Origin of the sequence: Terracoccus luteus (assembly GCF_003635045.1) — a bacterium.
Classification (GTDB): Bacteria; Actinomycetota; Actinomycetes; order Actinomycetales; family Dermatophilaceae; genus Terracoccus; species Terracoccus luteus.
The window spans coordinates 3354562-3367375 of record NZ_RBXT01000001.1; the positions used below are offsets into that span (position 1 = coordinate 3354562).

A 12814-nucleotide genomic window follows, 5' to 3' on the forward strand; every position below is an offset into this window, starting at 1 on the left:
ACCCGTCAGGAGAAGCGGACGAGCACCCGGTCGCCGGCACCGGTGAGCGGCCCGGCGAGGTCGTCGGCCTCGGCGGTGCCGTCATGACTGTGTCGCGGGGCCGCGCCGTCATGGGCCTCGGCGTCGACGGCGGCCTCGGTCGTCTCGGCCGGGGCGGGCAGGGCCGCCCGGTCGCGCGCCCGCAGCCAGACGGCGACGGCGAGCCACAGCACCGCCACGACGCGCAGCATCGACAGGGCGGCGTACCAGGGCGCCGGCAGCCCGCGGTCGGGTGTCGTGTTGCCGGCGATGCTCAGCCAGACCGCGACGAAGTTGACCGCCTCGGCGGAGGCCCAGACGAGATGGTCGCGCCACTGCACCGCGCACCAGGCCACGAGCGGCACGAGCCAGAGCGAGCTCTGCACGGTGAACGACTTGCCGGTGACGAGCACGATGGCGACCATGACGAGCGAGACCTCGGCGAGCGTCGGGCGACGCCGGGACGACAGGGCGAGCACCGCGCCGGCCACGAGGGCGAGCACCCAGCCGAGCGCCGCGATGGCCGTGATGGCCCCGTTGGGCAGCGGGTGCCCGGCGAGCTGCGGCAGCAGCCACGGCGAGCCGTAGCCCGCGCCCGACTCGGCCCACCCCTGGTAGGCCGACAGGGCGGCATCCGGGTTGAGCACCCACAGCCCGACGAGCACGACGCCGAACGTCGCGAGCGCCCGCACCGCGAGGCGCCCGAAGTCGCGCAGCCGACCCGCGCGCAGGGCGAGCAGTCCGATCGCCACGATGATGAGCACGGGGTAGCTGCGCGCGCTCACGGCCAGACCGAGCAGGATGCCGGCCAGCGCCGGCCGTCGTCGGCCCCACGCCCACATGCCCGCGGTCGCGAGCGCCACCCCGAGCAGGTCGGCGGAGACGAAGGCGACGAGGGCGACGACGGGGGCGACGGCGACGTGGGCCGCGCTGAACGGCATCCGGGAGGTCGAGGCGACGAACCAGACGATGGCGAGGAGCAGGACGGTGCTGACGGCCGCCCACAGCGCGAAGAACCACGCCGCCTGCGAGCTGATGCCGTTGGCACCGTCGTGCGGCACGAGGGAGGCGACAGCGGTGAGGGCGAGACCGGTGAGCGGGGGCTGGCCCGTCGTCGCGGCTTCGGGCCCGCCCTGGAGGAAGGCGGCCAGGCCGTCCTTGACCGGGGAGTCGCGGTAGGTGTTCGGCAGGTCGCTGTAGCAGGCGTTCCAGAACTGGCCGTCGCCGACGAACCCGGTGCGCAGACAGGGCACGCGCAGCAGGATGCCGAAGGCGGCGGGCAGGGCCGCGAGGGCCGAGAGCACGGCGGCGACGGTGACCCACGACTGCCGCGGCGGCGACGCGTAGCGGCCCCGCGGCCCCCCGATGACCTCGGAGGCCGCGTCGACGACGGGGTCGCGCATCAGCCGGTGGTGGCGGGCGCGGCGGTCACGCGGTCGGACGTCGGCGCCCCGGGGTTGGCGGGCTTCGTCGGCCTCCCGCCGTTGGTGCGCGTCGTGGTCGGCTGGGGCCGGGTGGACGTGGGCTGCGGCGGTCGCGTCGACGTGGGCTCGGGTGGGCGGGTCGAGGTCGGCTGCGGCGGTCGCGTCGAGGTGGGCGCGGGCGGCTGGGTCGTCGTCGGCTCCGGGGCGGTCGTCGACGGCTCGGGTGTCGACGTGGTCGGCTCGGGGCTGGAGGGGCTCGGCTCCGCACTCGGCGTGGACGGGTCGTTCGTCGGCTGCTGCTGCGTGAACGTCGGACGCTGCGTCGCCGGCGGCGTGTAGACCGGGCGCAGGTCGTTGTCACCGACGCCGACCCGGTCGGGGAACTGCTCGACCGGCAGGTTCTCGAGCGCCACCTGCATGAAGTCGTAGAACACGTCGGCCGGGATCGTGCCGCCGGTGAGGTTGGTGTCCTCGGAGTCGGTGAGGGTCAGGGCGTTGCCGTTCGCGTCGGGCTTGTACATCCCGATGGACACGGCGAGCTGGGGCACGAAGCCGCTGAACCAGATCGACTTGCTGGCCGACGAGGTGCCCGTCTTGCCGGCGATCGGCCGGTCGAGCCGCTGCAGCTTCGTCGCGGTGCCGCCGGTGCGCACGGTGTACGTCATGGCGTTCGTGACGTCGGCCGTCACGTCGGCGTCGAAGGCCCGCACCGGCTCGGGCTTGGCGTCGTACTGGAAGTCGTCGGTCGTCGACGTCACCTTCTTGATGACGTACGCCTTGGTGCGCAGGCCCTGGCTCGCGATGGTCGAGTAGGCCGTGGCCATGTCGACGACGTGCGGCGAGGCACTGCCGAGCACGTTGGTGAGGCTGTCGTCGAGGCCCTTGGTGTTGGCCGGGATGCCGGCGTCGATCGCGGCCTGGCGCGTCTTGGCCGGGCCGATGTCGTTGTTGAGGTTGACGAAGGCCGTGTTGATCGAGCGACCGATCATGCGGCGCATGTCGACCATGCCGTACGAGATGCCGCCGAAGTTGACGATGCGCGTGCCGTCGATCTCCTGCGGCTGGTCGCCGTCGAACCGGGTCTTCGTCGAGACCCCGTCGCGCACGGCGGCGAGCACCGCGAAGGGCTTGAAGTTCGAGGCGCCCTGCAGGATGGCCTGCGTCGCCGTGTTGAGCTGGCTCTTGCGGTAGTCGGCACCGCCGTACATGGCGACGACGGCGCCGTCGCCCGGCTTCATCGCGACGAGCCCGCCGGTGACCTTCTCGGGCAGGTTGTCCTTCATCGCCTCGACGGCGGCGTCCTGCGACGTCTTCTGGATCGTCGTCGTGATGCGTAGGCCGCCGCGCTCGATCTCGGCGTCGGTGAGGCCGGTGCGGGTCAGCTCGTTGGTGACGACCGCCGTGATGTAGCCCGTCGTGCCCGAGCCGAAGCCGTTGGCCTTCGCGGCGGCGATCTTCGGCAGGTTCGCGTCCTTCGCCCGGTCGGCGGCGCTCAGCCACCCCTCGGTCACCATGCCGTCGAGAACGTAGGCGTAGCGGCGCTGGAGGTTCTCCTTCTGGGCCTCGCCGAGGGCCGGGTCGAAGAGGCTGGGCGCGTTGATGACCGAGGCGAGCACCGCCCCCTCGGGGACCGTCAGCTGCGAGACGTCCTTGTTGAAGTACGCCTTGGCCGCGCTCTGGATGCCGTAGGCCCCGCGGCCGTAGTAGATCGTGTTGAGGTAGTCCTCGAGGATCTGGTCCTTGCTGTACTGGCTGTCGATCTTGACCGCGATGAGGATCTCGCGTGCCTTGCGCGAGATGGTGCGGTCCTGGCTGAGGAAGTAGTTCTTCACGTACTGCTGCGTGATGGTCGAGCCACCGACCTGGGCCTCGCCCGTGATGCTCGTCTTCACCGCGCGCAGGATGCCGCCGACCGAGATGCCGTTGTTCTCGTAGAAGCTGCGGTCCTCGGCGGCGAGGTGCGCCTCCTGCACCGCCTTCGGCACCTTCGACAGCGGCACCGACTCGCGGTTGGCGTTGTCGGGGGCGATGCGGTCGAGCTCGGTCTTGCCGTCGGCGTAGTAGACGATCGAGACCTGCTTGTCGGCCAGCTCGTTCGGGGCCGGGATCGTCGTGCGCTGGTAGGCCACGAAGACGCCGATGGCCCCGAGCACGACGAGCACGAGGGCCGTCAGCGAGCCCCACTTGAGGGTGCCGACGAGGGCCCGCCGCCAGCCGGTGCGCTTCGGGCGCTGGGCTCGGCGCGAGGTCTTCGTCGCTCGCGTGCTCTGACTCAACTGCTCCACCACTTCTCTTCGCGTGGCCCGACGGGCGCACGGCGGACCCGTCCGGACGTGCGGAGACGTGCGGCCGGGCCCTCGGACTCGGTCCAGTATGGCCCGGCACCCCTGTGGATGCCGAACCGCGGGTGTGGTAGTGGCGCGCGGTCCGTACGGGGCGAGGTCACGGCCGTCGGACCGGCTCCGCGCCCGTCGAGCGGCCGCACCCGCCCGACCACCCGGCATCCGCGCCGCACCGACCGGTGACGCGGCGATGTATCGCACCGATATATCTCTGTGTACTCTGACGACAGACCCGCCGCCCCGCGCGGCGCCGACGACGACCACGACGACGCAGAGGAGGACACCGTGCCCACGAGCGCAGGCTCACCCCGGTCGCGCCGCGCCGCTCTGCTCGAGTTCGCGGTGCTCGGCCTGCTGCACGACTCGCCGCTGCACGGCTACGAGCTGCGCAAGCGGCTCACGACGGCGCTCGGCATCTTCCGGGCCGTCTCGTACGGCTCGCTCTACCCGTGCCTGCGCGGACTCGTCGAGCGCGGCCTCATCGGCGAGCGCACCGACGACACCGGCGCCGGTGGCCGCCGACCCCGGATCACGTACGAGCTGACGGCCGAGGGCAAGGAGCATTTCCAGGACCTCGTCGCCGCCGCCGGCCCCGACGCGTGGGACGACGACGACTTCGACGTCCGCCTCGCCTTCTTCTCGCGCACCGAGGCCCAGGTGCGCCTGCGCATCCTCGAAGGGCGTCGCTCGCGCCTCGAGGAGCGCCTGGCCAACATCCGCGAGGCCTCGACCCGCAACCGCGAGCGGATGGACGGCTATACCCTCGCGCTGCAGAGCCACGGTGAGGACTTCGCCGAGCGCGAGGTGCGCTGGCTCGACGAGCTCATCACCGCCGAGCGGCGCGCCGCCCTCGACCCCGGTCCCGCCGCCTACGACGACCTCGACCACCAGCCGGCCGCGCCGTCGGGGACACCGTCGGGGACCCCGCCCGACGGGGACTGAGCCGTCGGCGCCCGCGCGCCCCCCGGCATCCCCCGGCCCCACCCACCAGACCCTCTTCGTCAGACCACCACACAACAAGGAGCCACCCATGGGATCCATCCGCGTCGCCATCGTCGGCGTCGGCAACTGCGCGAGCTCGCTCGTGCAGGGTGTCGAGTTCTACAAGGACGCCGACCCCACGACGACCGTGCCCGGCCTCATGCACGTGACGTTCGGCGAGTACCACGTCGGTGACGTCGAGTTCGTCGCCGCGTTCGACGTCGACGACAAGAAGGTCGGCAAGGACCTCGCCGAGGCCATCAACGCCTCGGAGAACAACACCATCAAGATCACCGACGTCCCCACGACTGGCGTCGAGGTGCAGCGGGGCCACACCCTCGACGGGCTCGGCAAGTACTACCGCATGACGATCGACGAGTCGGCCGCCGAGCCGGTCGACGTCGTGTCGGTGCTCAAGGAGCGCCGGGTCGACGTCCTCGTCTCCTACCTCCCCGTCGGCTCCGAGCAGGCCGACAAGTTCTACGCGCAGTGCGCCATCGACGCGAAGGTCGCCTTCGTCAACGCCCTGCCGGTCTTCATCGCCAGCGACCCCGAGTGGTCGGCGAAGTTCGAGGCCGCCGGCGTGCCGATCATCGGCGACGACATCAAGAGCCAGGTCGGTGCCACCATCACCCACCGCGTCATGGCCAAGCTCTTCGAGGACCGCGGCGTCGCGCTCGACCGGACGTACCAGCTCAACGTCGGCGGCAACATGGACTTCAAGAACATGCTCGAGCGCGAGCGCCTGGAGTCCAAGAAGGTCAGCAAGACCCAGGCCGTCACGTCGAACCTGCGCGGCGAGCTCGCCGACAAGATCGACGACCGCAACGTGCACATCGGCCCCAGCGACTACGTGCAGTGGCTCGACGACCGCAAGTGGGCCTACGTGCGCCTCGAGGGCCGCGCCTTCGGCGACGTGCCGCTGAACCTCGAGTACAAGCTCGAGGTGTGGGACTCCCCCAACTCGGCCGGCATCATCATCGACGCCGTGCGCGCCGCGAAGATCGCCAAGGACCGCGGCATCGGCGGCGCCCTGCTGTCCGCGTCGTCGTACCTCATGAAGTCCCCGCCCGAGCAGCGCGAGGACACCGAGGGCCGCCGTCGCCTCGAGGCCTTCATCACCGGCGACGAGGCGCGCTGACCACAGCCGTCTGACTTCGCCCGAGCTCCTACCAGGCCGTCTGAGCCCGGATGCCGTGAGGCCCCCGTCCGTGCGGACGGGGGCCTCACGCGCGCTCGACGGCTCAGGTGGTCCGGGTGGTCGTGCTGGCAAGGACCGAGCCGGTGAGCTGCTCCCCGTCGACGGAGCCGACCGTGCACTGGATGGTGCGGTCGGTGTCCCACGTGTCCTCGTCGGCGGGATAGATGTACGAGGGTTCGATCTCCTCGAGGCGGTCCTCGCTCACGAGGGGCGCGCCCCGCTGCTGACAGCCGGCGTCCGCGTCCTCCGCGAGGGCGTCGACACCGGGGTAGGGCCCCTCGGGCAGCTCGAAGACGGCGATGACCTGGCTGTCGTGGGGCTGGGCACACGGCAGCACGGTCACCCAGTCGACCTCCTCGGCCGTGCCGGAGTCGAAGCAGTCGCCCGCCGCGAGGTCGGAGACGAACATCGACGACCGCTGCGTCACGTTGCCGGAGGCGTCGCGCGGCGCCTCGGTGTTCATGATGCTGAGGGCGGCGACGCCGAGCCAGACGACGACGGCGACGCAGCCGAGGACGATGCCCGTGATGGCGAGGCGACGCCCCGCCTGGTTGCGCTCCATCACCTGGTTGAGGGCGCGGGCACCGAGCACGATGGCGACGATCCCCAGGGGCGGGACCACGCCCAGGATGCCGGTCACCAGGGCCCAGACCGCGAGCCGGTTCGTCCCCGGGGTGCGGGCCGGCGGCGGCATCAGCGGCGCCGGGTAGGCGGGCCCGACGGGCGGCGCCACCGCCGCTGCGGTGGGTTCTGCGCTCATGTCTTCGCTCGGCGCGGCGATGGTGTCAGGGGGCTCGGTCACCGGCCGAAGCGTGCCACAGACCGGCGCCGCCGTGTCCGTTTTCTACGACTTGCCGGAGGGGAGCCGGGAGTCGGCCGCCATCGCGTCGTGGGTGCGGGTGGCGGTGTGGGCGATGACGGAGGTGAGACTGCGGTCGTCGCGGCGCACGAGCACGGTGACCAGCTCGACGACGGCCACGGTGAGCACCCCCGCCGCGGGCCAGAGGATGATCGGCAGCCAGCGCACGACGAAGCGCACGAGCACCGACCAGGCCCGCGCCCGTTCCGGCCGGTCGGAGCGCTGCACCCCGAGCAGCACCATCGCCTGGCCAGGCGTCGCGCGGTCGCGACGCAGCAGCGGCACGACGAGGAAGACGACGGTCGAGACCGCGATCTGGACCCACTGCAGGGGCTGCTGGAGCGACTCGGTGGTGACCCCGCGCCCCCGGGCCACGAGCGAGATCCCGACGGCCAGCACGGCGCCGATGAAGACGGCGAGGACGAGGTCGGACACCGCCGCCCCGACCCGGCGACGGCCGGTCGGCGGCTCGAGGTCGCTGCGCCGGGGGACGTCGAGGCTCAGCCGCGGGCCCAGCCACCGGCCCACCGTGCGCGCGACGAGGCGGCCGATCAGCCACCCCACGATCGCACCGGTCGTGTTCGTCAGCAGGTCGTCGACGTCGGCCAGGCGGTAGGGGCACGGGTAGAGGCCCCACAGGCCCGTGCCCTGGGTCGCCTCGATGAGCAGCGAGACGGCGAGACCGGCCGCCGCCGCCGTGGCCAGCCCGCGCCCGCCGCCGCCCCGGCGCGGGGGCAGAGCCGTGGCGACGAGGACGCCGAGGGGCACGAAGAAGAGCACGTTGAAGGCGACCTGCAGGAATACCCCGCTCGTCAGGGTCGAGGTGAGACCGGTGGCCTCGTACCGGGCGATGACGTCGTCGAGCGAGGCGAGCGGCCGCGTCTGCCAGTAGTCGATACGGCGACCGAGACGGCAGTAGCGCTGCGGGTCGTCCGGCAGCGGGAAGGTCGTGAAGGCGACGAGCGCGCACGCGTAGAGGCCGCCGGCGACCGCCAGCAGGGCCGGCCCGGGGGCGGCGTACCGGTAGCGCCGGTAGACGAACGCGAGGAACGGGCCGACGAGCACCGCCGCCAACGGCACGAAGATGACGAAGGCGGTGACGCCTTGGTACAGCCACGTCGTCATCGCGCCCCCGCTCCCGACCGGGCGCGGTCTCCACCGGCCCCGGTCCAGACGCTACCCGGGGCCCGGGCTGACGCCGGGCCGCTGGGTATGGCTGAACCAACGCGGTCGGCGATGCACCAGACAGGGCGCCGGCCCGGCCACCCCGACCTTCGGAGGTCCACCATGAAGCGACTGCTCATCCTCACCGCCGGCGCCGCCGGCTTCCTGCTCGGCTCCCGGGCGGGCCGCGAGCCCTACGAGCAGTTCATGCGCGCCATCGGCCAGCTCAAGGACGACCCGCGCGTGCAGCAGAAGGCGCAGCAGGGCGTCGACTTCGTCAAGGAGCAGGCGCCCGTCGTCGCGGAGAAGGCCACCGACGCCGCCCGCGCCGCCACGGACAAGGTGACCTCGGCCGTCTCGAACGGCGACGCGTCCTCGTCGTCGGTGGCCGACGGCCACCGCCCGACGCACTCGACGCACTCGGGCGACGCCGACGACCTCATCGAGCAGGCCGTGCAGTACCAGAAGGACCACGGACCCAAGGGCCCGCTCCCCTGAGCCTCCCCTCACAGCCGGCCACCCGGCATCCTCGGTCGGCCGGGGCGGTGGTCTCGCGGGGCGTCACGACATTTGGACACCCATAACGCGATCTACTGCGACGGGGCCAGAATGGCGCTCGATCCCGCACCGCTTCGAGAGGACCGCCGTCATGGCCACACCGCGTCTGGGCGAGACCGCGCCCGACTTCAGCGCCGACACGACCGAGGGCCCGATCCGCTTCCACGAGTGGAAGGCCGACAGCTGGGCCGTGCTGTTCAGCCACCCGGCCGACTTCACCCCCGTCTGCACGACCGAGCTGGGCCGCGTCGCCGCGCTCAGGGACGAGTGGGACGCCCGCGGCGTCAAGGTACTCGCCGTCTCGGTCGACCCGGTCGAGCAGCACGAGCGGTGGAAGGGCGACATCGAGGAGGTCGGCGGTGCCGCCGTGTTCTACCCGCTCATCGCCGACGACTCGCGCCAGGTCAGCGAGCTCTACGACATGATCCACCCGGGCGAGGGCGACACCTCGGGTGTGCGCTCGGTGTTCGTCATCGACAAGGGCAACACCGTGCGCCTGTCGCTGACCTACCCCAAGAGCGTGGGCCGCAACTTCGACGAGATCCTGCGGGCGGTCGATGCCCTGCAGGTCACCGACAGCGGCCCCTTCTCGACGCCCGCCGACTGGCAGGACGGCCAGCGCGTCATCGTCGCTCCGACCGTCTCGACCGCCGACGCCCGGGCGCGCTTCGGCGACGACGCCGTCGACGAGGTCAAGCCCTACCTGCGGTACACGACGGCCGCGGCCAAGACCACGGCCGACGCCCCAGCCTGACCTGCCCCGGCCCTCTCACGTCGAGAGGCCACAAGAGGTCACCGAGAGGCCAGTCCCGGCGCGGGCTGGCCTTTCGCTGGCGTGTATTTGGCCTTTCGACGGGGGTGCGCCGGGTGGGTCAGGCGCGGAGGAGGCGGGTCAGCTCGCGGACGAAGGCGTCGACGTCGGATGCCGCGGTGTCCCACGAGCACATCCAGCGCACCTCGCCGGTGGCCGGGTTCCAGTCGTAGAAGCGGAACGCCTCGCGCAGCCGGTCGGCCACACCCCGGTCGAGCACCGCGAAGACGGCGTTGGCCTGCACGGCCTGGGTGACGGTGACCCCGTCGAGACCGCTCACGCCGTCGGCGAGGCGCTGCGCCATCTCGTTGGCGTGCGAGGCCGACCGCAGCCACAGGTCGCCGTCATAGAGGGCGAGCAGCTGCGCCGAGACGAACCGCATCTTCGAGGCGAGCTGCATGTTGAGCTTGCGCAGGAAGACGAGGCCGTGCTCGTCGGCGGTGATGTCCTGGTTGACGACGACGACCGCCTCGGCGGCGAGCGCGCCGTTCTTCGTCCCGCCGAGGCTGACGAGGTCGACGCCGGCGTCGGTGGTGAAGGCGGCGAGCGAGTCGCCCAGCGAGGCAGCGGCGTTCGCGATTCGCGCCCCGTCGAGATGCACCCGCATGCCGCGGCTGTGGGCGTGCTCGGTGATGGCCCGGATCTCGTCGACCGTGTAGAGCGTGCCGAGCTCGGTGCTCTGCGTGATCGACACGACGAGCGGCTGCGCGCGGTGCTCGTCGCCCCAGCCCCAGGCCTGACGGTCGACCAGCTCGGGGGTGAGCTTGCCGTCGGGGGTCGGCACGGTGAGCAGCTTGAGGCCGGCGACCCGCTCGGGCGCGGCGTTCTCGTCGGTGTTGATGTGGGCCGTCTCGGCGCACACGACCGCACCCCAGCGCGGCAGAAGCGCCTGCAGGGCAAGGACGTTCGCGCCGGTGCCGTTGAAGACGGGCCACGCCGTGGCGCCCTCGCCGAAGTGGCCGGCGACGACCTCCTGCAGGCGGGCGGTGTAGTGGTCCTCGCCGTAGGCGATCTCGTGCCCGCCGTTCGCGACGGCGAGCGCCTCGAGCACCTCGGGGTGCGCACCGGCGTAGTTGTCGGACGCGAAGCCCCGGCGGTCGAGGTCGTGCAGGGGGGCGACGCCCCGGGTGGTGGTGCTCACGAGTTGCCTTCCTGGGTCACGGGTCCGGCGCGCACGCCGTCGCATCCGACGCTACGCCGTCACGGAGCGCCACCGCCCGACGGGTCGGTGGGGGTCAGAGGGTGACGCGGGTGCCGTTGAGCTCGGCGGCGTCGCCGTCAAAGATGGCCCGGATGCCGGACGCCACCTGGGCGGGCGAGCTGGCCTTGGGGTCGTCGCCGATCCACGACACGACGCCGATGACGGCGGCCGCGGTCTGCGGTGTCGGGTCGGTCTTGCGGCCGGACTGCAGGCGGCGGAAGGAGTCGGCGAGGGCGAGCATCCACGCCTCGGCGGCCGACTTGGCGGTGGCGTAGTTGGCGTTGCCCGCGGTCGGCTTGGCCGCCGCGGCCGCGCTGACGACCACGACCCGACCGGCCGGCGACGCGACGAGGTCGTCGTGCAGCGCGAGCGTGAGGTGGCGCAGGCTCTCGACGAGGTTGGCGCTGAGGAAACGCCAGTCGTCGTCAGAGTTGTCGGTGAACGCCTTGCCGCCGCGCCACCCGCCGACGAGGTGGGCCAGCCCGTCGACCCGGCCGTGCGCCGACTTCACCTGCGCGACAAGGGTGCTCATGGCATCCGTCTCGGTGACGTCGGCGACGTGCGTCGTCAGGCGGGCACCACCGGCGGCCGAGCCGGTCACCTGCGCGTCGACCTCGGCGAGGCGGTCGGCGTCGCGACCGACGGCGGCGACGTCGTGGCCGGCCGCGAGCAGCGCGGCGCACGTGGCCAGACCGGAGGCGCCCGTCGCCCCCGTGACGATGACGACGCTCACGCGGCCGCGCCCTCCTCACGGGCGACGAGGTCGCTGCGGCCGGTGATGCCGGCGGTCGACTCGATGACGGGCTTCATCTTCTTGGCCAGCGCCTCGAAGAACATCGACAGCGGGAACTCGTCGGGCAGCACGGCGTCGGTCAGGCCCTTGGGCGGGCCGTCGAGCGGCAGCGCGGTGAGGTCGCCGGCGGCGTGGCGGGCCCAGGCCGAGCTCGGGTGCGGCGTGACGACCGAGCTGACGAGCGCGTAGGCGGCGAGCCAGTGCGACGCCTTGGGGCGGTCGATCGAGCGCCAGTAGAGGTCCTCGATGGCCCGGCCGAGCTCGAGCACGGGCTCGGTGACGGCCTCCCAGTCGACGCTGAGGCGGTTGTCGGTCCAGTGCAGCACGCCGCGCTGGTGCAGCCACGCGAAGAGCAGCTGGCCGCCGAGACCGTCGTAGTTGCGCACCCGGGAGCCGGTGATGCTGAAGCGGAAGATGCGGTCGAAGAGCACCGCGTACTGCACCATGCGCGCGTAGGGGTGACCCTCGGCCTCGAGCTTGACCGACTCGCGGAAGGCGGTGAGGTCGCAGCGCAGCTCTTCGAGCGCGTAGAGGAAGAACGGCATCCGCTGCTTGACCATGAAGGGGTCGAAGGGCAGGTCGCCGTGCATGTGGGTGCGGTCGTGGATGAGGTCCCACATCACGAAGGTGCGCTCGGCCAGCTGCTGGTCGGCGACGAGGCGGGCCGCGTCGGCGGGCAGCGACAGGCGGGTGACGTCGGCGGCCTCGGCGACGACGCGACGGAACCGCGCCGCCTCACGGTCGGCGAAGATGCCGCCCCACGTGAACGCCGGCACCTCGCGCATGGCGACGGTCTCGGGGAAGAGGACGGCCGAGTTCGTGTCGTAGCCGGCGGTGAAGTCGAGGAAGCGGATCGGCAGGAAGAGCCGGTTCGAGTAATCGCCGGCCTCGAGCTCGGCGACGAAGTCGGGCCAGATCACCTCGAGCAGCACGGCCTCGACCATGCGGTCGGGGTTGCCGTTCTGCGTGTACATCGGGAAGACGACGAGGTGGGTCAGGCCGTCGACGCGGTGCTGCGCGGGCGCGAAGGCGTTCAGCGAGTCGAGGAAGTCGGGCACGCCGAAGCCGCCGTCGACCCAGCGGCCGAAGTCGAGGACGAGGGCCTCGAGGTACGCGGCGTCGTGCGGCAGCGACGGCGCCAGGCCACGGATGCCGGCCACGACCTCGGCGACGAGGGTGCGGGCGCGCTCGTGGCCGGCCTCGTCGACGTCGTCACGCAGCGAGCCGTCCTTCTGCTGCAGCAGGCGCAGCTCGGAGACGGCGGCCTTGAGCCGCAGCCATGCCGGGTCGGAGACAAGGGGGTGCACGGCGGCGTCACCGGTGGCGGGCACGGCCTCGGTGGCAGTCGCGGCGACCGGTGCGACCCAGGCGACGGCGTTGCGCAGCAGCTCACGGTACGAGCGTCGCTCGTCGGCCGAGGCGGGCTCGACACCGAGCAGCATCCACCGGCGGCCGGCCTGCT

General features: G+C 72.2%; 11 protein-coding genes. 4 read left to right on the top strand and 7 right to left on the bottom strand.

Translation table 11 applies throughout. The features are described from left to right. Nucleotides 1-5 precede the first annotated feature (5 nt). Both DFJ68_RS15115 and DFJ68_RS15120 read right to left on the bottom strand, forming a co-directional pair. Nucleotides 6-1421 carry a glycosyltransferase 87 family protein gene (locus DFJ68_RS15115; protein ID WP_121034448.1) on the bottom strand — a complete coding sequence of 472 codons (1416 nt, stop codon included), beginning with the start codon at nt 1419-1421 and terminating at the stop codon, nt 6-8. Further along, complete coding sequence (locus DFJ68_RS15120; protein ID WP_245963681.1) at nt 1421-3727, bottom strand: transglycosylase domain-containing protein; 2307 nt, start codon at nt 3725-3727, stop codon at nt 1421-1423. The genes DFJ68_RS15115 and DFJ68_RS15120 overlap by 1 nt, the downstream gene beginning before the upstream one ends. A gap of 342 nt (nt 3728-4069) precedes the next feature. On the opposite strand from DFJ68_RS15120, the gene DFJ68_RS15125 reads away from it, so the two are divergent. Continuing rightward, complete coding sequence (locus DFJ68_RS15125; protein WP_121035424.1) at nt 4070-4726, top strand: PadR family transcriptional regulator; 657 nt, start codon at nt 4070-4072, stop codon at nt 4724-4726. 88 nt (nt 4727-4814) lie between these two features. Then, the gene (locus DFJ68_RS15130) at nt 4815-5906 is read left to right on the top strand and encodes an inositol-3-phosphate synthase (protein ID WP_121034449.1); all 1092 of its coding nucleotides are present in this window, start codon (nt 4815-4817) and stop codon (nt 5904-5906) included. Between the two features lie 103 nt (nt 5907-6009). On the opposite strand, the gene DFJ68_RS15135 is transcribed toward DFJ68_RS15130, so the two are convergent. Continuing rightward, nucleotides 6010-6768: a DUF4190 domain-containing protein gene (locus tag DFJ68_RS15135; RefSeq protein WP_121034450.1), complete on the bottom strand. Its 759-nt coding sequence runs from the start codon at nt 6766-6768 to the stop codon at nt 6010-6012. Between the two features lie 42 nt (nt 6769-6810). Then, nucleotides 6811-7950 carry a VanZ family protein gene (locus DFJ68_RS15140; RefSeq protein WP_121034451.1) on the bottom strand — a complete coding sequence of 380 codons (1140 nt, stop codon included), beginning with the start codon at nt 7948-7950 and terminating at the stop codon, nt 6811-6813. Between the two features lie 162 nt (nt 7951-8112). On the opposite strand from DFJ68_RS15140, the gene DFJ68_RS15145 reads away from it, so the two are divergent. Together DFJ68_RS15145 and DFJ68_RS15150 are read left to right on the top strand one after the other, a co-directional pair. Then, nucleotides 8113-8487: a YtxH domain-containing protein gene (locus tag DFJ68_RS15145; RefSeq protein WP_121034452.1), complete on the top strand. Its 375-nt coding sequence runs from the start codon at nt 8113-8115 to the stop codon at nt 8485-8487. Between the two features lie 151 nt (nt 8488-8638). Next, nucleotides 8639-9301: a peroxiredoxin gene (locus DFJ68_RS15150; protein WP_121034453.1), complete on the top strand. Its 663-nt coding sequence runs from the start codon at nt 8639-8641 to the stop codon at nt 9299-9301. A 118-nt stretch (nt 9302-9419) separates the two neighbouring features. On the opposite strand, the gene DFJ68_RS15155 is transcribed toward DFJ68_RS15150, so the two are convergent. From DFJ68_RS15155 to DFJ68_RS15165, 3 genes are all read right to left on the bottom strand, one after another. Continuing rightward, complete coding sequence (locus DFJ68_RS15155; RefSeq protein ID WP_121034454.1) at nt 9420-10499, bottom strand: threonine aldolase family protein; 1080 nt, start codon at nt 10497-10499, stop codon at nt 9420-9422. Nucleotides 10500-10593: 94 nt separating this feature from the next. Beyond that, nucleotides 10594-11292: an SDR family NAD(P)-dependent oxidoreductase gene (locus tag DFJ68_RS15160; RefSeq protein WP_121034455.1), complete on the bottom strand. Its 699-nt coding sequence runs from the start codon at nt 11290-11292 to the stop codon at nt 10594-10596. Beyond that, nucleotides 11289-12683 carry a DUF6421 family protein gene (locus tag DFJ68_RS15165; protein ID WP_121035425.1) on the bottom strand — a complete coding sequence of 465 codons (1395 nt, stop codon included), beginning with the start codon at nt 12681-12683 and terminating at the stop codon, nt 11289-11291. Before DFJ68_RS15165 ends, DFJ68_RS15160 begins: the two co-directional genes overlap by 4 nt. Between the last annotated feature and the right edge of the window lie 131 nt (nt 12684-12814).

Coding starts and splice junctions, on each gene's coding strand:
- DFJ68_RS15115 (WP_121034448.1), bottom strand. CDS start 1,421: ATGCGCGACCCCGTCGTCGACGCGGCCTCCGAGGTCATCGGGGGGCCG.
- DFJ68_RS15130 (WP_121034449.1), top strand. CDS start 4,815: ATGGGATCCATCCGCGTCGCCATCGTCGGCGTCGGCAACTGCGCGAGC.
- DFJ68_RS15140 (WP_121034451.1), bottom strand. CDS start 7,950: ATGACGACGTGGCTGTACCAAGGCGTCACCGCCTTCGTCATCTTCGTG.
- DFJ68_RS15145 (WP_121034452.1), top strand. CDS start 8,113: ATGAAGCGACTGCTCATCCTCACCGCCGGCGCCGCCGGCTTCCTGCTC.
- DFJ68_RS15150 (WP_121034453.1), top strand. CDS start 8,639: ATGGCCACACCGCGTCTGGGCGAGACCGCGCCCGACTTCAGCGCCGAC.